Genomic DNA, 24,433 nt, shown 5'->3' on the forward strand with positions numbered 1-24,433 from the left:
AAAATGCTATTAAAGTGGTTTGATTTTTATGTTCTTAAATTCAACGTGGTCACCGTGATCTTGCAAAAGAATAGGACCTTCATCCCATCCACCGAAGTTTGGCCATTTTGCATACTTACTTTCAGAGACCAGTTTAAGGTATTCTGGGCTTTTTCTTTCGTATTCTAAAACCTTTACGCCATTAAGCCAATGTTCAATATGGTTATTGTTAGAAACGATTCTGGCTGTATTCCATTCACCAATGGCATTAATTGGTTTTTTAGGATCTGCCTTGATCAAATCATATAATGAAGAAACTGTACGGCTACCATCATGATTCCCCAGTTTTGCGTCCGGATGATTCTCATCATCTAAGATTTGATACTCAAGCCCTATTGCCGAACCTGAACCTTTGTTAAGATCTGGATCCACAAAGTATTTAATTCCGCTGTTAGCGCCTTTAGTAAGTTTAAAATCAACCTTAAGCTCAAAGTTTGAATAATTCTGAGTGGTAACGATATCTCCGCCGGCAGCTGATTCTGCACCGCCCGTAGATTTCACAATAAGATTACCATTCTCTAAAACCCATCCCTTTTCAGGGAAATTATCCAACTTTGCTCCACGCCATCCATTAGTGGTTTTACCGTCCCAGAGCAACTTCCAGCCGTCTTTTTTCTCTGCTTCTGTAAGTTGGTTTTTTGTATTGAAAAGTGGTGCGTCACTTTTCATGTTATACTGGTCTAAACTATCAGTTATGATTCTCACGTTTTTCCACATGATCTGTTTGCCAGGTTCATCATCACCGCCTATGGCATGTACTTGAAGCGCGATAAATCCTTCGCTGGTTTTATCGTCAACAAGATTTGCGGCAGCTACACCATTTACCCAAGTCTGGATCGTGTCACCAATAGCTTCAATTCTATAATGATTCCAGTCATCTTTTTTGTAGGCGCTTTGCGCGGAAGTGTTAAGCGTTAAAGGATACAACCATCCTCGTCTTGCTTCATCATACACTCCACCACTCCATGCGCGCTCAGAAGGGTCTATTTCTATCTGATACCCATGCACTCGGTTATTTTGATAATTCGGTTTGCTTTCGCTGCGTATCTGTATTCCTGAATTCATACTTGGATCAGCTTTAAAATCTAATTCAAGAATAAAATCACCGTACACTTTATCTGTGGTCATAAAAGAGTTTGGCGTGTTTGAAACCGTAGTTCCTACGACCATTCCATCTTTAACCTCATACTTTGCTTCGCCGTTCTTTTGGCTCCAGCCAGATAGATCTTTGCCATTTAAAAGGGCGATACTTGGATCTTTAACTTCTTGAGCATTCTCACAAGCCGTAAATAATAGACCTGTGACAATAACTGACAGTAGTTTAGTTCGTCTTGATTTCATTCTATTTTTATTAGATTTTAAATTATGTGTACGAACACGCTTTTAATTAAACTTTATGAAGCTAACTTACTAAAACGTTTTCTTTTTAACTAAGTATTACTTTAAGAATTAATAAGATTACTGATATATTAATCACTAATTGAGGATATCATCCTTATAATACATAAGGTTTTCCTTACTAATTATGTCTATAGGTAAGTAATGAAGATTTTTTACTTCCTCTTTAGCGATCAATGCTCTATAAAAATTATACATCGCAATATAACCTTGATTTTCTGGACGTTGCCCTATGATGTAGTTAATTACATTCTTTTCTAGGTAAAAACTATTCTTTGCAATAAGATCGTATCCTATAAGATGTATTTTCTTATCAGCATTTTCTAGAAACTTTGCTACATGATGCACTTTAGAACTAGGAACAAAAATACCTGTTGCGTTGCTGGCTGTAATTAAGTTCTGTAGATCATTATACCAACTCTTATCACGCTCATCAATATTAAATCGTCCTAGATCAATATTGTCCTCACTTTCGTTGATATAAGAATAGAAGCCATCTATGCGCTTTTTTAAAGTGCTATTGTGATTCTCATTGCTCTTTATTGATATTATAAGAATCGTCTTGCTCTGTTCTAAATTAGGGATCATTAAACTCGCAGCAAGTCTACCGCTTTGATATGCATCCTGCCCCACAAAACTTAAAGATTTGTTTGTGTCGAGATTAGAATCTATTATGGTAAACTTTGTATTGATCTCTGCAAGCTTTTCAGTAAGTTTTAAAGCTTCAACATTTATAACAGGAGCTAAAATAACTCCATCTGGTTTCATCGCCAAAACTTTATTTACCTGATGAAGAAAGCTATCTGCATTCTTCTGATCAAAGGATAAGATAGTGAGCTTAACACCAAATTGTTCCAGATCCTTTGCTCCCTTTAAAACTCCAAGAGTAGGTAATTGCCAATATTCACCTTCAACAAACTCTGGCAGTAAAGCAACGATTTCATAAGTCTTATTAAGAACTAAACCTCGCGCATAAATATTAGGCTTGTAGTTCACTTCTTTTAAGATCTTTAAGATCTTTTCTTTCGTTTTGGGTGACACTCTACCGCGTTCATGTACTACGCGGTCTACGGTTCCCTGAGAAACGTTGGCTAATTTGGCAATTTCTTTTAACGTCAAAATTGTGGAGCTTATTAAAAATCTAAAATAGGTAAACTCATTTAATTTTTTGGCTTTAAGCCAAAACAAAACCCTCAAACTTACGAATGAGGGTTCTGCAATAAGCTAACAAGTAATCAAATATTTAATTGGTTTTAAATACTCTTACATAATCCACAATATACTGTTGTGGGAAAATTGAATCATCTACATCTGGACCGCCAAAGTTACCGCCCACCGCTACATTGAGAATGAAATAGAATGGCTGATCAAACGGCCAGTTCTCTTCGGTTTTCTCATCTACTGAATATGAATATACCTTCTTGTCATCTACCAGAAATACGATCTCTTCAGGTGACCAGTCTACCGCATAGGTATGAAAGCCTTCTTCTATATCTGGCATGCGGGTTTGCTTTGATAAAGCATTCTCACCATACCCCACAGGCAAATGCAAAGTTGTGTAAACCGTATCTGTCTGTCTACCTACATATTCTAGAATATCGATCTCACCAGAACGTGGCCAGCCTACTTCACCAATGTTAGAACCTAGCATCCAGAATGCAGGCCAAATACCATGTCCTACAGGAACTTTGGCACGAGCTTCCATACGACCATATTTAAACTCTTTTTTACCTTGAGTCGTGATACGTGTAGATGTATAGATCGAGTCTTCTTTTTTTGCTGTGATGATCAAATAACCATCTTTAAGCTCATGATTTTTTTTGGTGTAGAATTGGCGTTCATTATTACCCCAACCGCAAATGTTTGGACAACCGTTGCCTAATTCAAAATTCCAAACGTTCATGTCTAACTCATCACCATCAAAATCTTCTTGCCAAACTAAAACACCTCCAGATTGAGCGAATATGCTTAAAGGCAAAAACAAAAGAATAAATACAAAATTTCTCATCTTAGTTTAAAGTAATGTTTGATCGTTGATTATCAATAGAGTTAGTTCCTATAAAGATATCAAATTCACCAGATTCTGCTTCCCATTTATTCATTGCCGAATAAAATTCTAAAGTCTCTTCATCTATAGTGAAAGTAACTTCTTTACTTTCTCCAAGCTCTAGTTCAACGATCGCAAAATCACGCAATTCTTTTACAGGTCTTGTTCTGCTGGCAAAATTGTCATGAATATACAATTGCACCACTTCTCTACCCGCTCTGTCACCGTTGTTTGTAACTGTTACGGTCGCTTTCAGTGATTCTCCTTTGTTAAAAGATGTTGCGTCAAGTTTTATTTCGCTATAAGCGAAATCTGTATAACTCAGACCAAAACCAAAAGGGTAAAACGCATCACGCTCAGAATCCTGATAGCCAGAATATGTTACCATATCACTTGCTGGTCTACCCGTAGTTTTCTGATTGTAATAGAGCGGTTCTTGCCCCACAGATCTAGGAAATGAAACCGGCAACTTCCCACTAGGATTGTAATCGCCAAAAAGTACATCTGCAATCGCATTTCCTGATTCTGAACCAAGAAACCAAGTCTCTAAAACTCCGTTTACTAAATTACTAGGCTCAACAATATCTAGCGGTCTACCGTTCATCAAAACAAGAACGATATTCTCATTTACCTCTTTTACCGCTTTTAAAAGATCGCGTTGCACTTGAGAGATCTGGATATCTACCTGACTACGACCTTCGCCTGTTTGAAACGCATCTTCGCCCAAAACCATTACAACTACCTCAGATTTTTTTGCTGCATTTACAGCTTCGGCAAAACCAGACTCGTCATCTTTATTGATCTTTAATGGCATTAAAAAACTACGCTCACCCATACCATGATCAGCGCCTTTTGCATAGTTGATCTTCGTTTTTTTACTAACGGCAGCTTTTATTCCTTCTAGAACAGACACGGCAGAGTTCTTTTCGCCTTGAGCGCGCCAGTTACCTATAGGACTGTCTTTGTCGTCTGCCAGCGGACCGATCACTGCTATGCTCTTAAGGTCCTTCTTTAAAGGCAGAATGTTATTTTCATTTTTAAGCAGTACGATAGATTTGCGGGCTACTTCTCTGGCTTTCGCCAAATTCTCCTGAGAGCCCAGTTCGCTAGCCTCAAAATCTTCATCGCAATATTTATAAGGATCGTCAAAAAGCCCCAAAGCAAACTTCACGCGAAGAATTCTTCTTACCGCATCATCAATGATCTCAACCGGAACGGTGCCGTTGTCAACCATTTTTTCAAGAGAAGCCTCATAAATATGACCTTCCATATCCATATCACTCCCAGCAACGGCAGCAATTTTAGCCGCATCATCGCTGTCTTTTGCAAAACCATGCACGATCATCTCTGCGATAGAACCCCAGTCTGAAACCATGAAACCATTAAAACCCCACTCTCCTTTAAGAATGTAACGCTGCAAATGTTCATTACCGGTAGAAGGCACACCATCGATCTCATTAAAAGAGTTCATAAATGTGGCAACACCAGCTTCATTTGCTTTTATGAATGGGTAAAGAACTGCGTTATACAACTCAGAAGTTCCCATGTTTACGGTGTTATAATCTCTTCCCGCTTCCGCAAAACCGTATGCGGCAAAATGCTTTGCACAAGCTGCAATGGTTTGTTCGCTCGCCAGGTCATCTCCTTGAAAACCTTTAATTCTGGCTTCGCCGGCTTTTGCCACGAGGTAAGGATCTTCACCAGCGCCTTCCATTATTCTACCCCAGCGCGCATCTCGAGAAACGTCTATCATAGGTGCGAACGTCCAGTGTAAACCTGCAGCCGCAGATTCTCTTGCTGCGATCTCAGCGCTTTCGCGCATCGCTTCAAGATCCCAACTTGCAGTTTCTCCTAGCGGAACAGGCATAATGGTTTTGTAACCATGAATCACGTCATAACCAAAAAGCAATGGAATTTTCATCCTTGAATTTTCCATAACAAGCTCTTGGTACTCGCGCGTACTTTTTGCGCCAAGCACATTAAGCATAGATCCTAATTCGCCATTCTTAAGCATTTCGATCTTTGCCTGCGTGTTCACATCAGATGGTTCGCCGGTAACTTCAAAGCCACCGCTATACTGGTTCATTTGCCCTACTTTTTCATGTAGCGTCATTAAACCAAGTACAGAATCTATTTTATGCTCTATGGCTGGATCCAGATTTTGCAATCCCTGTTGAGCTGCTCCTGAAGTCCAGCCAATCGCGCATAATAGTATCGCCCCAAGGGCTTTCCTTTTGATCATACTTTTACTGATAAACTCTTACATAGTCTATTTCCATAGAAGATTGATCAAAGTTTGGATCAATATCTCCTCCTAGTGCACCGCCCATTGCGACGTTAAGAATAATAAAGAATGGATCATTAAATGGCGTTGAAGCCGTGTTGTTGAACACTAAGTGAATCTCATCATCCACTGCGCAAATGATCTTATCTTCTCTCCACTCTACTGTGTAGTTATGGAATTCTGTAGTTTCATTTTCTACTTCAGTATCGTTAAAGATCGCGTTACCACCGCTGTTTCCTGGCAAATGAAGCGCGCTAGAAGTATGACCTGGATTATTACCTACATACTCCATGATGTCTATTTCACCAGTTTCTGGCCAGCCTACTACATCAAAGTTTGCGCCTAGCATCCAGATCGCTGGCCATGTACCGCCACCACCTGCAAGCTTAGCTCTTACTTCTACTCTACCATAAGTGAACTCATAATTATCTTGAGTAGTGATACGTGAAGATGTGTAGTTAAATCCATTTGTAGATTCGCTTTTAGCAGTGATCTTTAAAACACCATCTACGATCTCTGTATTATTCTCTGTATAATACTGTTGCTCACCATTACCCCAACCATTGTTGTTGCCTATCTCAAAATTCCAGATAGATGTATCAAGGCTAGCTGCATCAAATTCATCAGACCAAGCTAAGGTCTCATATTGAGTTTCTAGCATTTCTGGGGTAGCACTACTGCCGCCACCACCATCAGGATCTGTAGTGAATTTTAAATACCATGCAAGCGCAGGATTTGAACCAGGAATTGCACGAACGTACATGTAATCATCATTGATATCAAGAATCTCATAATTACTTGTACCTATGTAATAACTCATAAATCCACCGTCACCAATGATCATTTGAGTTCCTGTTGTTAACTCTTCTGGAACCGCACTTTGGACTGCAGCCAAATTAACAAACTTATCTCCAGAAGTATCAAAACCTAGACATTGGTCTTCACCTCCGCCGCCACCGCCAACGCTTAAGTAATCAACGTTGAAGAAAGTAGCTCCTTGATTATCATGATTGAAAACAATGTTCCCTCCTGCATCAAGACTAAAGGTTATCGCATCGTTATAAAAACATCCCACACCATCTTTCTCAAATGGCGCTGCTGCATAATAACTAGGATCAGCACCTTCTACTGGACCAACACCTAAATGTCCTGGCATTGCTGCTGCCACATACCAAGTCTTAGTATTGTCTCCTGTAAGTAAAGATTTAGTTTCAGGATCATCAAACTCACTATAAACTGTAAGCGTCATTGTTTCACTTGTTGCAACACCTGCAGTTCCTGTAGCGATTACAGTGACTACATATTCATTAGTTCCTGGAGTTGTGAATGTGTGTTCTACAACACCATCTGACGCTAAAGTGCTTGCATTATCACCATAAGCAAACTTATAGTTTGATGCATTGTCTGCAGTTGCAGTGAACTCTACAGTACCACTACCGTCACCGTAAGGGTTTTGCTCGTCTGCTCCTAGAATATTTGCAGTAATGGTTAAGTTGGCTGGAGCCAAAATATCTCCGAACTGCTGATCATCTTCCTGACAACCTTGCACAATAAATGCAAGGGCCGTCAGAAAAATTCCTAAATATATTTTAATTCTGTTCATAGTCTAATTTTTAATTGTGGAAGTAAACTTCATCTATATAAACATCTACTGTTCCTGCTGGTGCACCCGAGTAAATCAATTGTGCAATGTGACCTCTTGTGGTTAGACCAGCAAAATCTGATAATGGTATATCAAGATCATTCCATTGTCCTTGTTGAAGATCTGTAAACTCTATTTCATGCTCTACATCATCACCACCACCATAAGCAGCATCAGCTCCAAAGTCAACTAATTTGATCCTAAAAGTCGTTCCGCTATTTACGTATACACTTGTGTGAAAATGTGTCATCGCAGTCGCATCGATCATTGGGTTTGTAGCTTCTATACCTACATAATCCAGATTTGAATAATGCTTTACAAGGTTTCCTTCAAAGGTAGTTTCCTCATAATCTGCAACAGACCAACCTGTTCTCCAAGTATCCACATTTACATCGTCGTCCTTTTCGCTGAAAAGCGAAACATAGCTCTGATCACCTAGTGCGATATCATCAAAATAGAATGTAGAACCTGTTCCCATGTTACCAAAATCATAGAATACGATCACTCTATCATAATCTACAGCTGTATCAAACGCTCCAAAAGTTGTAAGATCAAACGACAATTCTTCCCACGCATTCGCCACTGTTGTATTTGTAATTACTTCTACCACAACGCTAGGATTACCGTTACCATCTGGCGCCGATTGAGAATCTTCAAACTTCAATAGAACAGGCACATTTGCAGCTGGCGACCATGTTTTCATTCTCACGGTTGTACCATTTGAGAAATCAAGTGGCACATCAAGATTAAGTGAAATACCTGCCCAAGTTTGTGCTCCGTTGCTCTTGTCAAGCTGGGTAACTCTAGAGCTCTGATTGATGCCAGACATATCTGGGTTGTCTACAACTGCTCCACCTGCACCACCAAAACCTGACCAGTTATAGCTAAGATTTTCTGACTGAAATGTTAGCGGAAGTTCTGTATTCTCAATAACTTCTGTTCTAATATTATCAAAGTAATACGTCTCACCAGTACCAGAAGTATTGAAGTTAAAGAACATTACCATTGTTCCATAAGTCTGCGCCGCATCTCTACCCGAAAGATCGAAGATCAACGTTTCCCACTCATTACTTACTGTTGTAGTCGCAGTAAATTCTACATTGATATCTGCGTTATCTCTGTTTTCTATTTTAAACAGAACTGGAGTTCCTGCAGCTGGAGAATACACATCTACCGCAATAAAGTTAGAACGAGAGAAATCAATATCTTCAGACAATTCTCTTGCGATACCCGCCCAAGTCTCAGAGCCAGATGGCTTAGTATACATCGCCACTTTAGGACTATCGTTTACTGCATTTGGTGCTGGGTTATCCACAACTGTTGTATTTTGGCCTCCGCCAAAAGCATAAATAGTATAATCTACAGTAGTTGACTCAAAATTGATAGGCAATACAAGTGGATCTACAATTGTAACATCTTCTGTATACGTAGTTGTTGCCGAACCTCCACTTAAAGCAGTGATAGTGATCGTGTACATACCTACATCGCTATATTCATGCGTTACAGTTTCACCTGCCATGAATGCTTCTTGATCTGATGCGTCTCCCCAATCTATTGTGAACGACGTTGCGAAGTCTGCTTCCGCGGAAGCGCTTACTAAAAAAGGATTTGCGCCGTCTACGCTTACCTGAGCTTCAAGATTTTCTGGAGCTCTAAAAGAAACTACAAGTTCCTGAGTTGCCTCTGTTACTTCTCCTGTAACACTCTTTGCATAGATAGTTACTGTGTAATTACCTTCAGCATAGGTGTGCATCACGCTTTTACCAGTCTCAAACTCATCTGATAATCCACTGCCATCGCCATAATCTACCTGAAAGCTGTTTGCATTTTTCCCAGAAGGAAAAATTGAAACATCACCAGAGTTATCTTGAGTAATGCTAAAGTCTGCACTTACTTCCATAGGCGCTCCCGCGCTTACCTCAGTAAGCTGCTCATCTTCAGAACAGGAGATCGCTCCTATAATGAGAAATAAAGCCAAAAATGTTTTTGATACAAAATTTTTCATATTCTATTTTTTAATATCCTGTATTTTGATCCCAGGTTCCCTGAGCAAATTGCATTTCTTCTAACGGAATAGGGAAAACCTCATTCTTATTAGCAGTAAAACCGTCTATCACACCAGCAGCTCTACCGGTACGAACAAGATCAAAAAATCTATGTCCTTCTCCCATAAGCTCTAGTCTGCGATCTTCATAAATATCGTCTAGAAGATCATTACCACTGCTGCTTACATCTGCAAGACCAGCGCGGTTACGCACTTGATTAAGATATCCACGTGCTTGTGATTCGCTAAGATTTGCTTTTATCATCGCCTCTGCAGCCATAAGTAACACATCTGCATATCTAATCGCTCTGTAGTTGTTAGGCTGAGTAAGGTTAGGATCACCTTGGTTTTCGTTTTGACGTGGTAAATATTTACGGTTGTAATATCCTGTGTGACCAGTTACAGGATCAGGATTACCTACGTTATAACTTACTGATGGATTAGCAGAAGACCAACTATCAATATTTAAAACAGTTACATCTCTACGTAGATCACCATCACTAAAGGCATTATACGCTTCTTCAGTAGGTAAGTTAAATCCATATCCGGATTCAAAAACTGGTCCGCTGTAACCACGCACACCGCTAAAACCTACCATCACATTACCTTCACTACACTGCAGACATCCAAAACCAGCACCTTCTTGACCCGTATACTGAATTTCGAAAACAGACTCAGGTCCATTTTCTGCTACGTATTCAAAAAGATCTGCATAATCCTCACCAGCCTCAGTACCGTATAAATGGTATTGTTGAGAGCCAATCACTTCATTAAGGTTAGTAGCTGCTTCAGCAAAGTTACCGTTGTATAATTGTACTTTTCCTAATAACGCTTGCGCGGAATATTTACTTGCACGACCTACCTGAACCGGAGTTAATGCCATGCTTTGTACAGCATCCTGAAGGTCTGAAATAATATAAGCATACACCTGATCTACAGGAGTACGAGGAAACTCAGTCACATCACCTAGTTGAAACTGTCCTTCTGGCTTAATAGGAATAGCTCCAAACCATTTTACTAATTCAAAATTGAAATACGCTCTTAAGAACTTAGCTTCACCGATGATCTGTGCCTTACCATCAAAATCAAATTTATTTTCATTTTCAATGATAAAAGCCGCACGTTGTACACCAGCAAAATTCCAATCCCAGATATCATCTAGATTGTCGTTAATTTCTGTGTGCTGCATACGATCTACTTGCTGCCATCCTATCACGTCTGTAGCACTTTCGCCACCAGCGTGTGTATTATCTGAAGCTATCTCGCCCAGAATAACATTTGCATACGTAGATTGTAGCACATCATATGCTCCTATTAAAGCATTTTCATAATCTGCCTCACTGGTAAAATATGTACCAGAAGTAATTTGATATTTAGGATCAACGTCCACAAAATCATCTCCACAGGAAACCAATAATCCCCCTGAGATAATTAGGAACATGAAATATTTTATATTCATTTTCATATTGATTTTTTTTAGAATTGAAGATTTACACCCATGATATACGTACGTGGAATAGGATAGAAACCATAGTCTATACCTCCACCTATAGGAGCTCCTGTAGAAGCTGTAGGATCATAACCTGAGTATTTAGTAAATGTGTGAACATTGTCAACCTTTGCATATACTCTAAACTTTGATACACCCACGCGCTCAGTAAATGATTGTGGCACTGTATACCCTAAACTCACTGTCTGGATTCTTGCAAAAGAACCATCTTCTACATAGTAATCTGAGAATACACCGTTAGATGTAGGTGCAGTTGTAACACGTGGTACTGTATTGCTTGTTCCAGCACCCGTCCAACGATCTAGCACATAACGCATACGGTTCACGTTAGGTTGATTACGCTCATAGTTTCTCACGATCTCATTACCTAAGTTTCCGTATGTGTAAGCAGAGAAATCAAAGTTTTTGTAGTTTAAAGAAAGGTTAAAACCTAATGTTACATCAGGAATAGGATCTCCTATGTATGTTCTGTCATTAGCGTCTATCGCGCCGTCACCATTAACATCCACATAACGAATATCTCCCGGCATTGCTTCCGCGCCAAGCGCAGACTGAGAAGGATGATTTGCTACTTCTTGAGCATTCTGGAAAATACCATCTGTTTTATAACCGTAGAAATATCCTAGAGGCATACCAACTTCCATACGTGCTGCTGCTGGTTGACCTACGCCAAAACCACCACCTTCAATAAAAGCTGTACCGTTAACTTCTGTAACTTCATTTTCTAATGTACTAACGTTAAAGTTCGCGTTAAGCGAAAAATCCTCATTAAATGTGTGGTTGTAACCTAACGCAAATTCTAGACCTGTGTTTTTCACAGCACCTGCATTAATTGTAGGTCCAGAAGCTGCAGGAGCGCCAGTACCATAAATTCCAGATACAGGAATATTAGGTATAAGAAGATTATCTCTATTGTTAATGAAGTAATCAGCAGTGAATGTCAATTCACCTCCAAAGAAATTAAGATCAACACCTACGTCAAATTTCTTAGCCTCTTCCCACTGAATCTCTGGGTTAGGCAACGCTCCTAAAGCTCTACCATTAGCAAGCGCCTGATCTGGCCCAAGCACATAAGTAGCTTCTCCACTTAATAACGAAAGGTATAAGAAATCACCAATTCTGTCATTTCCTAGCACACCATAACTAGCACGCAATTTACCGAAGGTCAACACATCATTTTCTGGGAAGAAACCTTCATCAGTAAATACCCAACCAGCCGTAAGCGATGGGAAATACGCCACGCGCACATCTGGAGCAAAACGTGTTGAACTATCTCTTCTCAACATCGCAGAAAGCAAATATTTATCTTGAAAGGCATATTGCAAACGCGCGAAATATGATAATCTTCTTATGTCATACGCATAAGAACTATTCGTTTGATTATCACCTGTTCCTGTTGCAGTATTAAAATCTGCAAATTGCCAACTGTTACTTTGCACATCAGTACGGCTACCAAACAATCCTTGACCCCAAGTCTTATAAGCTGTTAGACCTACAGTTGCTGTAACTTCATGGCTTTCGCCAAAAGTGTTCTCATACGTGTTATAAAGGTCAAACGTGTAATCATTATTATTAACACTAGATAAGCTCACCATGTTTCCATCACGAGTATAGATCTTACCAGTACCATAATCATAAATAGGAGCAAAATCTCTTCCTTTACTTTCTGAAGTATTGAAACCTATTCTACCGGTTAACTCTAGATTCTTTGCATAATCGTATGATGCCTGAAAGTTTCCACTCAATCTATTAAGAATGTTACTGTTAAACGTATTCTCAATTTGAGTCAGCGGATTTACAACTTCGTTACCCAAGTTTATTTCGCCGTCAAGGTTATCTGTAGAAGGATCAATGATCGGTGCAATGTTTGCCGCATTAAATAATACAGATCCTAAACTGAATGAATTAATACCTCTTGATTTTCTATAGGTATAGAAAAGCTTAGTTGAGATGTTCAATTTTTCTGAAAGGTCAGCATTTAAAGCTAAGGAAGCTGTATTTCTTCTTTGGCTTGCTTTATCTCCACCTACAATACCTTCTTGATACAAGTGAGAACCACTGATAGAGTAGTTTAATTTTTCAGCTCCGCCATCTATTCTTAAGTTGTGACTAGAGATCGGTGCATCTTGAAAAACCTCATCTTGCCAATTTGTCCCAACTCCATAACCACTCGCATTAGGAAATGGAAGACTCTGTCCTGCATTTGCGTAGCTTTCGTTAAGCAAAAGAACATACTCCTGAGCATTAAGCAATGGTAACGTTCTTGTGGTTTCTTGAATACCCGTGTAACCATCATAACTGATCTTAGCTTTTTGATTGCGACGACCAGCTTTAGTTGTAATAAGTATTACACCGTTAGCAGCAGTTGCACCATAAATAGCAGCTTGAGCATCCTTAAGAACAGTAAAGTTCTCAATATCTGATGCATTAATAGAATTTAGATCTCCGTCATATTGAAAACCATCTAAAATAATTAAAGGACGGTTATCACCGTTTGTGGCAACACCTCTAATTCTAATGTTAGCACTTGCTCCAGGAGCACCACCTTGCGGAGTAACGTTTACCCCAGATGTTGTTCCTTGTAACGCTTGTGCTGCGTTTACTGGCTCAAGGGCGGCGATAGTCTCATCACCCACGGTAGAAACCGCACCAGTTACCTGCCTTTTTACCTGTGATCCATAACCTATCACAACAACTTCATTTAAAGACTCAGAGTCTTCTAATAAAGATACATTAAGTGTGGTTTGACCATTAGAAGTGATCTTTTGGGTTTTAAAGCCCAAATAAGAAAAGACGATCACTTGTCCATTCTCAACATTGTTCAAAACATAGTTACCATCAAAATCTGTGACGGCCCCATTGCTTGTCCCTTCCACTAATACATTTACACCTGGTAATGGCATGCTGTCCTTCTCAGAAGTAACGGTCCCGGAAACCGAAAACGTTTGAGCATACAATCCCAGCGAACTAAATAATAGGATAGTTAATCCAAGGATTTTTTTCATTTGTTACTTGATTAATTTGAATGAATGGAAAATTACATCCTTGATACTTCAACTTTGTAATTTTTCACCTCAACAAAAAATCTACATAACAACTTTAGCTTAACATTTTTAAAATTGCTTTAAGAAAAAGCTATCAATTATTTATTTATCAATAATTTAAAAACAAATACAAGTACTTTTAAAAATATCTATGCACTATTAAAAAACGTTATCGTTGTGGTGATGTTGTGGTAATTTAACACTATTGTATCACCACATCATATCGACAAAATGTAATCTGTGAGACTGGCTTCGTGCTCAAGCTCCATTTTTTTACGCAAACGATATCTTTTTATCTCTACACTGCGCACTGAAATATTAAGAAGTGGTGCGATCTCTTTAGAAGATAAATTAAGTCTTAGATAAGCACATAATTTTAGATCGCTAGGTGTAAGATTAGGATGAAGGTCTTTTATTTTATGTAAGAAATCTGTATCTGCATTATTAAATGCTTCCTCAAAAAATTCCCAATCTTTATTATTGTTCAGACTTTTGTCTATGTTTTTTATAACGCCTCTAATATCATCTTTGTTTTTGGCGCTAAGCAAATCTTTCTTGATCTTATTAAGAAGCTCATTTTTCTTAACCATGCTCATGGTAGAAACGGCCAACTCACGGTTTTTACTTTCTACATCGTCTTGAAGTTTCTCATTACGCAATTTGATCAGCTCTCCCTCATTCTTCACATTTGCCATTTCTAATTCCCGCTTATTGCGCTCTATCAGCTTCTCGCGCTGCCTGTTGTAATATCTACGGTTATTGAGATGAAAAAGGATTAGCAACGCCACGAATGCGATTACATAAAGAATGATCGCAAGAATCGAAATATACCAAGGCCGCGCAATAGCAAAAGAATACTGTATCGTATTCTCAGTAAGCTGATTATTGACTCTTGCTCTCACCTCAAAGGTGTAATCACCATGCGGCAAATTCTCAAAATACGCGCTGGTTTCAGTAGTCCAAGGGCTCCAATTCTCGTATAAACCGAGTAATCTGTATTGATATTCAACCGCCTGAAACTTGCCATAAACCGGCACAGAAAAGGTAAAAGCAGGATTATTCAATTTTGCTTCAAAGTCCTTTTCACTTAAAGTGGAAAAATATTGAGCTTCGCTTTCGCGAAATTTATTCTCAACAGATTGCAGCTGAATAGTATAAGAATTCGTATCAAAATCCTCTAGATCAAAAATGGAATAACCTCCCGCAAAACCCAATAAATACTGATTCTCGCCTAAGCTCACTAAATTCTCATAGCCTTGCATATCCTTGCGTTTTTGGGAAGGAAAAGCAATTCTGCGTGCCACTAACTCCTGATCTAAACTGGCCGAACCAAAATAAACCAAGCCGTCTTGCGTAAATCCCCAAAGAAGGTCTTGTTTATCATCTGCGATAAGTTTACCGCTTACATATTCTGTATTCTCAAGCAAACCTTGAGAATAGATAGTATCTTTTACTAATTTCTCCTGAGCGGCATCGTATTTTAGAATTCCGTTATTGTAGCCGTAAAGAATTTCTCCCTGATATTTTACGAGTCCGCTTTTTGCTCCATTACTATCTTCTGAAATGATCTGGTAATCATTCACTCGTTGTAAATCTTCAGCTATATCAAGTTTAAAAACGCCTTTATATTCATGACTCACAAGTATGGTTTGCTGGTCGTAGATCTCAAAAAATCTGCTAGAAATATCAAAACCTTCAAGTTTGTTGCGGAGTTCCCAAGTATCTCCTTTTCGTTGTAAAACAAATAAACCGCTGTAATTACCCTGCACAATAAGATCGTCGTTCCACGATATGGTTTTAAAATCCCATGCGCCCGTCACATAGCTGATCATGTGAGCGGCATCATTATGAATGATAAATGTTCCTAAATTATGACCGCAAAAAAGCGTTCCTTTTACTTCTTTAAGTTTCCAAACTTGGCCTCGCGTACCAGGAATTAATTTAAAATCATCTTGATCGTTAAGAGGTTTTGAAAACAAGCCTTGATTTGTCCCAAGGTATAAATGATCTTCAAACACAGCAGAGGTGTATACCGTTCCTAATTCGCCCTCAACATCCTGAAACACGCGAAATGGAGAATGAAAATTCACTACGCTAATACCGTTGTCAAGACCCAGCCAAGCGTTACCATCCATATCTTCAAAGGTGGAAAGCACCGTGTTATTCGCTAAACCTTTAGATTGATTAAGATGAGCGACGATCGCTCCTGTGGTGTCAACTTTGTACAAGCCGTTTGCAACCGTACCCACTATGAGTTCGCCATCATTTGTAGGAATCGCGCTGTACACTGATTCTCGAGCTAAGATTTCGTTAGATTGAACTTCCCATTTTTTCACGCCACGAACTGCATCGTAAACAAAGAAGCCGTTATTCTGCGTAAGCAAAATAAGCTCACGAGATGCATTATAATGAATGGAAACAATTACATCATTAAGGTAAACTTCGCTACTAAAAAGCAACTTAGGCTTCCCTCCTTCTATTTTGTACAGCCCTTGAGCAGAAACCTGATAAAAAATAGTGTTCTCTAACTTATAGGATTTTAGCAAAACATCATCTGCCGCGATCAACTGTATTTGCTCAATCTCTGAATCGTATAAATAGATATTATTTAATGATTGAAAAGCGATGTATTTGTCAATGAAAAGAATATTCCAGAATTGCTCATCTTCTACTACGTCAATATTCAATTCTTTTACCAGTGAGGTATAATTGAGAAGACCTTTTTCATCCTTCTGCCAGTAGCCAAAATCCATATACGCTCCTGTAAAGATCTTATCATCGCGAGCGTTAACAGATCGAAGAATGGTGCTATTAGGAGAATTGTATAATTTAAACTGCGAACCGTTATAGGTAAGTAAACCGGCATTATTCGCAAAATACAGATTGCGATCATCATCTTGCGCTATGCCCCAATTCTGGTTACCAGCAAGATATTCTTGCGGCAAATAATTTTGCACTGGTGGCAACTCTTGTGCTTTTAGGGTTGCCCCAAAAACCAAAAAGAAAACTATAAATTGAAATACGCGCATTAAGATCTTTTAATTACGCGAAGTTAACGAGTGAATAGGGATTTTAGTTAGGTTTCTAAAACAAAACCAATATTCTAATTACTTTTTATGAATGCCCAGAGCTTTAAGTTTATTCTCTAAAGCATTTCCTCTAAGGTTAGCATCGATAATTTTACCTGATGGGTCTATCAAATAAGAGCTAGGCCAAATTTTTAAATGATAACTTTTATGGGTCTCGGCTATCACCAGTTGCGGGAGTTGGAACGCAGAGTTGTTGGCTTAATTGTATTATTTCCTAGTTTCTAAAATTACACTTTTTCGATAATACCAGTAATTGGCGATGAGCCGTTGACAGCTGTAGTTTTTACTAGTTTGCAAAACAATCTTGATTATTTATAATCTCAATTTCAAAATTTTCGAAATATTCTGTTCTCATTTCTGTAAAACATTGAATTAAGGAAAGTTTTGCAATATTTGATTGATATTTTTCGATTTTTCCTATTAGAGGCTTATTTTTCAAGTGGCTTGTTATAGCCATTACATAATTGATTTTCTTCACCTTAAAAAGGTCTACGAATTCTTTTTCAGTGAATTCCCTTTCTCTACCTTTACGTTTTAATATTTTAAAAATTGATTTTAAATATGTGTTTTTCTCATCTTTAAGATCATTTTTTAATCTCCTTGCTGATGAAATAATTTGACTATATAAAGCTCTTATATCTGTACTAAACCCATATTTTACGTGACATAAATAAATAGTGTCATTTGTAATTTTCATTATATCTGCTAATTCAATTGAATCTACTGTTATTTCATCAAGAATTAAATAGTTTGGTTTATCATAGTGTCCATTGTAACTAGATTCATCTTCTCTATTACCATTTTCTTTCTTAACCCACTTTTTATCTAATACTGAATTATTGAGGTTATTATTAATTAAAATCTCTGAACATCTCGCGTTCATCTCATTGACAAATATCTCCTTTAGCCTGTACCATTTTGAATCTAGATATATGTAAGTGCCCAAACCATTTATGTATAGTTCTGTATTCAAATGATATATCAGAGCTGTTCGTAGAATTGGTTTCTTTTTATGGCTTTTATAAGTGTTAATGTATATATTATAGATATTAGAACTGAAAGTAGATATGTTTCGATCTAATCCCTTTTCGCTTAAATATTTGAGAATAGTTCTTAAAATTTCTCTTTTGTCATTCGTACGGCCAATTAAATCGAATTTATGTTTATCAATTTTTAATTTTATTGCATACTCATCTGCAGTATAAAACTCTTCAACTTTGTTCGGATAACAGATATCAAAATTTGAAATTTTATTATTCAGAATATCTGCACGTTTATTAAAAAGTTCATTAATTACCGCTGGTTTCAAGGAATTTTTAATTTTCTCATCATCTGTTATTTCTTTGTAGGAACTAAAGAAATCGTTTGCCTTTTTGGTTTCAACGTGTTCTAATATTTCTATTAATAAAGCTAAGTTGGAATAGGACAGATCCTTATTAATATTGAATCCCGTTGAAATATTTAATATTATACTTGGTGATCTATTCGATAAATATTGATCAAATAATAATTCAGCGGTATCATTGGCTAACCTTATTCTTAATTCGGTAGGGATTTTACCGAATTTAATATAATCCATTACTCTGTAATCATCCTTGAACTGTTCTGACATTCCAGCTCTTAGTCCCGTTACTCCTCGAGTTTTAATGGAAATTATTTCATCCAAAACTGGATCCATTAATCGAGAATAAGTATTAAGACCATATGAAGTATCTAAGAATGGTAAGATATATTGATAAAATGCTCCACCTATAATTGCATAAATTCCGCTTTTTGTTGAAACTAAAACTAGTAGAGAAGGAATTTTGTAGGTCAACGAGAGATTCTCGGTATATTGTTTAGGAAAGAAATTTGACCACTCAGATTCCTTTTCATCTGATTCAATGACTATTAGTTTAGCAAGATATTCTCCTAACTTAATATCCTTTGTTTGAAAAACTTTACTATTTAATTTTAGGTGTTCTCCAATTTTCTGTAAAATAGTAGGTAAATTAAAGGATTCTTCAATTTTATAGATCGTGGGATTTTGCCTCATTTTAGAGCTTATATATAAAGTTTATCTTATTGAATTCAAAAATTTCTATTGTAAAAATTACAGCTAACAACCGTGTTTGATTTATTTTCTAATATGTTATACTAAAAGTATAAAGTAATAATGTCTCATTAATAATGGTTGAAATACGGGTAATGTTCTTTTCGCTGCAGCGAAAAAAGATCAAATTTTATTTATACAGCTCTAGTATTTTAGGAAGTTTATAGGTGAAATTATACATCTCAAAATCTCCATCGATCACATCGCCATTCTTATCTAAAACCACATAACGTGGTATTCCATTAAACTTAAACAGCTGTCTGAAACGGTTATAGGTATCTGTATCCACACGATACGCGTTTTCCATCTCTTGTTCTTCAATAAAACTATTGTAGCGATCTTCTGGGCTATCTCTTTCGCTTGTGATAAATACAAACTCAAAATCTGGATTGCCTTTATGTTTTGCGCGTATTTCCTTCATACTTTTAATAGAACCAACGCAGGGTCCGCAGGTTGTTGCCCAGAAATCAAGAAAGACGATTTTACCTTTATACTTGTCTGCTATGTTATAAAACAACTCTTTGGCTTTACCATCGGGCAAGACGACTGCTTCACTCATTACTTTAAATCCTTGCATTGTGCCCTCTGGTTGCTGCGGCGCATCAGGATCTTGAAATTTACTCTCTACATATAATTGACCTTGGCTTTTAACAAAATCAGACTCAATGGTTGCTTTTAGCGCATCCCAATACTTATAAGCTTGTTCTGCATCCTTAATTCTATCAAATTCAGACTTTAACCTTCTGGTTTTAGTAATATCATAAAAAAGACTCTTCTGAAGTTTAAGATGATTGGTCAGTACAGAATCCTTTTTACGCCATGGTTCCATAAAATCTATTTCATTTTTCTGTGGTAAAAATGGAGTAACATATTTATCTGTGTATGTTTTCCTTTTATCAGAATATTTCTCATTAAACGCTATCATTTTCTTATTAAACTCTTCCATCTCGTCCTTCTGATCCATAGAAAATGATTGTGGTTCCAATAATTTCCTTTCCTCTTCAGTTAACTCAATACCTTCATTTTCTAAATATTCTTTAAAATATATTTCTGGCTTGAACATTTTTGGATTAGCATAGAAACTTAAAGGATCTAGAAATTCAAAACGGTTAATAAAACTCTTCACCTGAGAATCAATTAGCATTGATTGCTTATTTAATGGAAAGTCCTGTAAAAATGAATAATAAGAGTATGGTATTTCTGCAGTTAGTATTTCATTATTAGGCTCGGTTCTCTTCTTAAAGCCTACATCCATAAGGTAGTCCAACACTCGCATAGTACCGATCACATCATTACTTTCCCTAAGAATTATTTCAGACTTTTCTAAGAAATCATGTGCTGCAATATGTTCTTCTAGCTTTTGTTCATACTGTTGCTTTTCATCCAGAATAAGACGTTTCATCTCGTCATGAGAGATCTTACCCATTTTCTCGCTATATTCTTGATAGTCATATTCTAATTTAGGAAAGCTAAAAACTTCCTTATTAATTCTTGCCAACTTACCGCGATATTCAATATTCTCTGCTGGATAATCGCGCCCATTAACCTGATCCAACTTTAAAAAATCCTTCCAATCTAAGATCAGTGCAACTGTTTGCTCAGGCTCTAAGTAAAAATAGATAAACCGATTATTCATGACCATAAATTGCGAAATGGGATGATTTAAAGGAATATCTGCTTCAAAACGCCCATCAGGGTGAACTTCCACTACCAGTGGATAATCTTCTTGTAAAAACTCATTATCTACATAAATGATCCCTGTTTCAAAACCGGCTCGTTTATCATACCCTTTAATAAAGCCTACTAACCTACCAGTACTGCGTTTAAAGAAGTCATCTGATTCAAAATCCTTTAAAGGTTCTTTAGTGACCTTTGCCAATTCATCATCTATCCATTTCTCAACGGCAACAGGAATTGAAGCTTCTGTGGTATTTGCTGTTTCAAGCAGTGAAACTCCATAAAACTGATTGTTATAATCTATCTTCTTCACTCCCTTTTTTAACGGCGGGAAGATCAGCACATTAGTAAGTTTACCTTCATCATCCACGTAAACCTTTTCTGCAAATGTGGCATCCGCCAAAGATTTGATCACATAGCGTTCCTTACTATCAACATCTTCTATCCAAGTATCGTCACCATAGGTAACCCACCAGCCGGGTTGCAATGACCAGGATAAAGTGATCCGAGTTTCGGTATCGCTGAGTTCAATTTTTGAGATCTCAAAACGTGAAGTGGTTGAAAATTCTACTGCCGGATGCTCAATTACCCGTATCGGATCTCCCGCAGCGACTAAATCGGTTAACTGAAATAGGCAAAATAATAGCACAAAGTAATACTGTCTCATGATGATGAATGGTTTTGTGATTGTCTAAACTTAGTAAAATATATTGATTTGAAGTGACTTAACTTTTCTCAAGGACTGCACTTATTTTCAATAATTACAAATAATGCAACTGTCCTTTTCTCGCTTTAAAAGCAATATATCTACCGTAACGTATTGTAAATTAATAGCTTTTCGCCACAGCGAAATATGATAAACTGCTTTAAAAACGGAAACGCATATAAAATATGTCGCAGCTAGAAGAATATTGTTACACAGGTTTAAACTGATTAGTAAGCAATTAAAAAGGTTTTTATTTGTCTTAAAGCCAAATAAACAAAGTGTGATCTTATTCTTGCCCCATAATTGAATGAAGCCACACAGCCTGCTAAGGCGTTGCACAACGTGCTAAGGCGCTGCAGAATGCGTTCCGGTGATTGCACAACGCGTTCCGGGAGTTGCACAGTGCGTCCAGAGCGTTACAAAGTGTGTTCCGGTGGTTGCACAGTCCGTTAAGGCGCTGCAGAATGTGTTCCGGTGCTCGCACAACGCGTTCCGGAGGTTGCACAGTGCGTCCAGAGCGTTACAAAGTGTGTTCCGGTAATTGCAGAGCCCGCTAAGGCGCTGCAGAGTGCGTCCAGACAATAACTTAATAGGTTACACCTCGTCCTTTTTAGGACTTTTACGCCTATCTGGCCTAAGTATAAGTCGCAAATCTTGATTGTCTGAGAAATAATCTAATGACCAGTTATAAAAGGTGCGCCAGCGGTTGCGGTAATTAATAAGCCCAAATAGGTGAACAAAAACCCAAATAAACCAAGCGGTGAGTCCATTAAAGTGCAGCTTTGGCAAATCTGCCACGGCCTTATTCCCACCTATTATGGCGAGGCTTCCCTTGTCTTTATATTTAAAAGGCTTCTGCGGTTTGTTCTCTAACTCGTTTTTAAGATTCTTTGCCAGGTTCTTTCCTTGTTGTATGGCGACCTGCGCAAGTTGTGGATGCCCCAGCGGATAATCTGCATCGCATGTTTGTATACAGGTATCGCCCACAGCATAAATATTCGTTGTGCCTTCTACCTTATTATGTGCGTCTACCTTAAGCCTATTGCTGTGACCATAGCTTTCTTCTGGCAGTCCATCAAAACGAGAAGCGGTCACGCCGGTAGCCCAAATAAGATTCTTACTATAAATATGTGAGCCGTCTTTCATCACGACCTTCTCACCGTCATAATCTACCACCCGAGTGTTGAGCATAACCTCCACACCCATTTTCTGCAGCTTCTCTAATGTATATTTCTGACTCTTTTCGCTCATAGGCGAAAGCAACTCATTCCCACCATTAACGAGGTAGATTCTTCCTCCTGCTCCTACCAACTCAGGAAACTCCTCGCGTATACGCCTGTTTCTTAACTCGGCAAAAATACCAGAGATCTCTACTCCCGTAGGACCGCCGCCGGCAATCACCATTGTGATCCACGGCAAGCGCATACTGCTGTCTTTTATCTTTGTGGCCTTCTCTAGCCGTTGTAAAAGAAGATTACGCATATTTAGCGCATCTTCTAGGGTTTTCATGGGTATGGCGTGTTTCTGTAGATTTTCTAAGCCAAAGTAATTGGTCTTTGTTCCTGTCGCGATGATGAGTTTATCATATTCAAGTTCACCGCTATCTAGAATTATTTTGCTTTTCGCGGAAGCGATATGAAGCAACTCACCCATAAAGAAATGTACGTTCTTCTTATTGAGAAACAAATTACGGAAGGGGTAAGAAATAGACGATGGATCTAAAAAACCTGTAGAAACCTGATAAATAAGAGGCGGAAAGAAATTGTAGTTGTTTTTATCTACCAGTGTTATGTCAAAGTTTTTGTTCTTTGCGAGCGATCCTGCCAGGTTGAGTCCGGCAAAACCTCCTCCTACGATAACGATGCGTTGGGCCATATTTGCGGTTTACCTTCGAAATTATAAGATTACCGCTCAATAGAAAAAGTTTTAATAAAAGTTTATTCCCATCTGTCGCAAAACCAGATGGGAATAAGTACATAACCAACCAAAAAATCCAAATATTAAAACTGAGAATATAATTTTATTTCATGTTTAGGCGATTGAGAATGATGGGATAACTTCTGGTTCAAAGGTTCTTTCCATTTTCATTTCAAAAGAAGGGGTGTTGTAGCTTAACCAGATTTCCATAAGTGCTAATGGAATTTTCAAAGAATCTACCATACCAAGTTTTGAATCGTCCATGTGTACCCATCTTTTTAATGGCACTTCTAAGATGTGGTTCATTACCATTTTGCTGTTTCCATAAGATCTTTTTAATCTCAAGAAGATCTCTACATCAAACAACCATTTGCTTTTAAAGCTTCTTCCATAAAGCATAGGTATCACATCACGTGTAAAGACTTTTGCGCCGCATTGTGTGTCTTTTATGGGTAAGCCCAAAATCATATAAATGAATAATTTTACAATGTTTGAAAGAAGTTTGCGGCTTCCATCTCTTTTGATGTCGTCATTATCGCCGCTGTTTCTAGATCCAAAAACCATTTTAAGCTGCGTATTATCTTCAAGCTTTTTAACTAACTCATCAAAATCTTTAAAATCTGTAGAAAGATCTGCATCGATGAATCCCATTTGCTTAACATCTGATCTACTATAAAGGTATCTGGCACCTGCACGCACAGCAGTGGCTTTACCAGAGTTGCGCTTCATATCGATAACGCTTACCTTGTTTTCATCTACCTTTTGAAGCTCATGTAAAACTTCAAGGGTGTTATCTTTACTACCATCATTTACAAAACATAAATGATAATTGTTATCTTCCAGAATAAATGCGCTAAAAGCTTGTTTATCTAATCTTTTAGCTTCGTTGTAGCAAGGGATGATAATTGCAGTTTTCATACGGTGTTTCTTTTTAGTTACACCAC

13 protein-coding genes are annotated in these 24,433 nt (G+C 37.8%); all 13 read right to left on the bottom strand.

Annotated elements, in window-relative coordinates; genetic code table 11:
* Positions 1-9 precede the first annotated feature (9 nt).
* On the bottom strand, positions 10-1,380 hold the full coding sequence (locus ACZ5L8_RS06710) for a 3-keto-disaccharide hydrolase (RefSeq protein ID WP_464440495.1): 1,371 nt from the start codon (positions 1,378-1,380) through the stop codon (positions 10-12).
* A 135-nt stretch (positions 1,381-1,515) separates the two neighbouring features.
* Positions 1,516-2,556, bottom strand: coding sequence for a substrate-binding domain-containing protein (locus tag ACZ5L8_RS06715; RefSeq protein ID WP_464440496.1), 1,041 nt, complete (start codon positions 2,554-2,556; stop codon positions 1,516-1,518).
* A 124-nt stretch (positions 2,557-2,680) separates the two neighbouring features.
* Positions 2,681-3,445: a glycoside hydrolase family 16 protein gene (locus ACZ5L8_RS06720; RefSeq protein WP_464440497.1), complete on the bottom strand. Its 765-nt coding sequence runs from the start codon at positions 3,443-3,445 to the stop codon at positions 2,681-2,683.
* 1 nt (position 3,446) lies between these two features.
* Positions 3,447-5,726, bottom strand: a complete 2,280-nt coding sequence (gene bglX / locus ACZ5L8_RS06725; protein WP_464440498.1) for a beta-glucosidase BglX — start codon at positions 5,724-5,726, stop codon at positions 3,447-3,449.
* 4 nt (positions 5,727-5,730) lie between these two features.
* A complete protein-coding gene (locus ACZ5L8_RS06730; RefSeq protein WP_464440499.1) occupies positions 5,731-7,371 on the bottom strand; it encodes a family 16 glycosylhydrolase in 1,641 nt (546 codons plus the stop codon).
* A 10-nt stretch (positions 7,372-7,381) separates the two neighbouring features.
* Complete coding sequence (locus ACZ5L8_RS06735; RefSeq protein ID WP_464440500.1) at positions 7,382-9,415, bottom strand: hypothetical protein; 2,034 nt, start codon at positions 9,413-9,415, stop codon at positions 7,382-7,384.
* Positions 9,416-9,425: 10 nt separating this feature from the next.
* A complete protein-coding gene (locus tag ACZ5L8_RS06740) occupies positions 9,426-10,919 on the bottom strand; it encodes a RagB/SusD family nutrient uptake outer membrane protein (protein WP_464440501.1) in 1,494 nt (497 codons plus the stop codon).
* Positions 10,920-10,930: 11 nt separating this feature from the next.
* A complete protein-coding gene (locus ACZ5L8_RS06745) occupies positions 10,931-13,969 on the bottom strand; it encodes a SusC/RagA family TonB-linked outer membrane protein (RefSeq protein ID WP_464440502.1) in 3,039 nt (1,012 codons plus the stop codon).
* A 257-nt stretch (positions 13,970-14,226) separates the two neighbouring features.
* Positions 14,227-17,037, bottom strand: a complete 2,811-nt coding sequence (locus ACZ5L8_RS06750) for a triple tyrosine motif-containing protein (RefSeq protein ID WP_464440503.1) — start codon at positions 17,035-17,037, stop codon at positions 14,227-14,229.
* Positions 17,038-17,383: 346 nt separating this feature from the next.
* Positions 17,384-19,132: a DUF6119 family protein gene (locus ACZ5L8_RS06755; RefSeq protein WP_464440504.1), complete on the bottom strand. Its 1,749-nt coding sequence runs from the start codon at positions 19,130-19,132 to the stop codon at positions 17,384-17,386.
* Positions 19,133-19,319: 187 nt separating this feature from the next.
* Positions 19,320-21,533: a TlpA family protein disulfide reductase gene (locus ACZ5L8_RS06760; protein WP_464440505.1), complete on the bottom strand. Its 2,214-nt coding sequence runs from the start codon at positions 21,531-21,533 to the stop codon at positions 19,320-19,322.
* 633 nt (positions 21,534-22,166) lie between these two features.
* Entirely contained in the window at positions 22,167-23,447 is a 1,281-nt protein-coding gene (locus tag ACZ5L8_RS06765) for an NAD(P)/FAD-dependent oxidoreductase (protein WP_464440506.1), read from the bottom strand.
* Positions 23,448-23,603: 156 nt separating this feature from the next.
* On the bottom strand, positions 23,604-24,407 hold the full coding sequence (locus ACZ5L8_RS06770; protein WP_464440507.1) for a dolichyl-phosphate beta-glucosyltransferase: 804 nt from the start codon (positions 24,405-24,407) through the stop codon (positions 23,604-23,606).
* Positions 24,408-24,433 lie beyond the last annotated feature (26 nt).

It is taken from the genome of Leeuwenhoekiella obamensis, assembly GCF_055391795.1.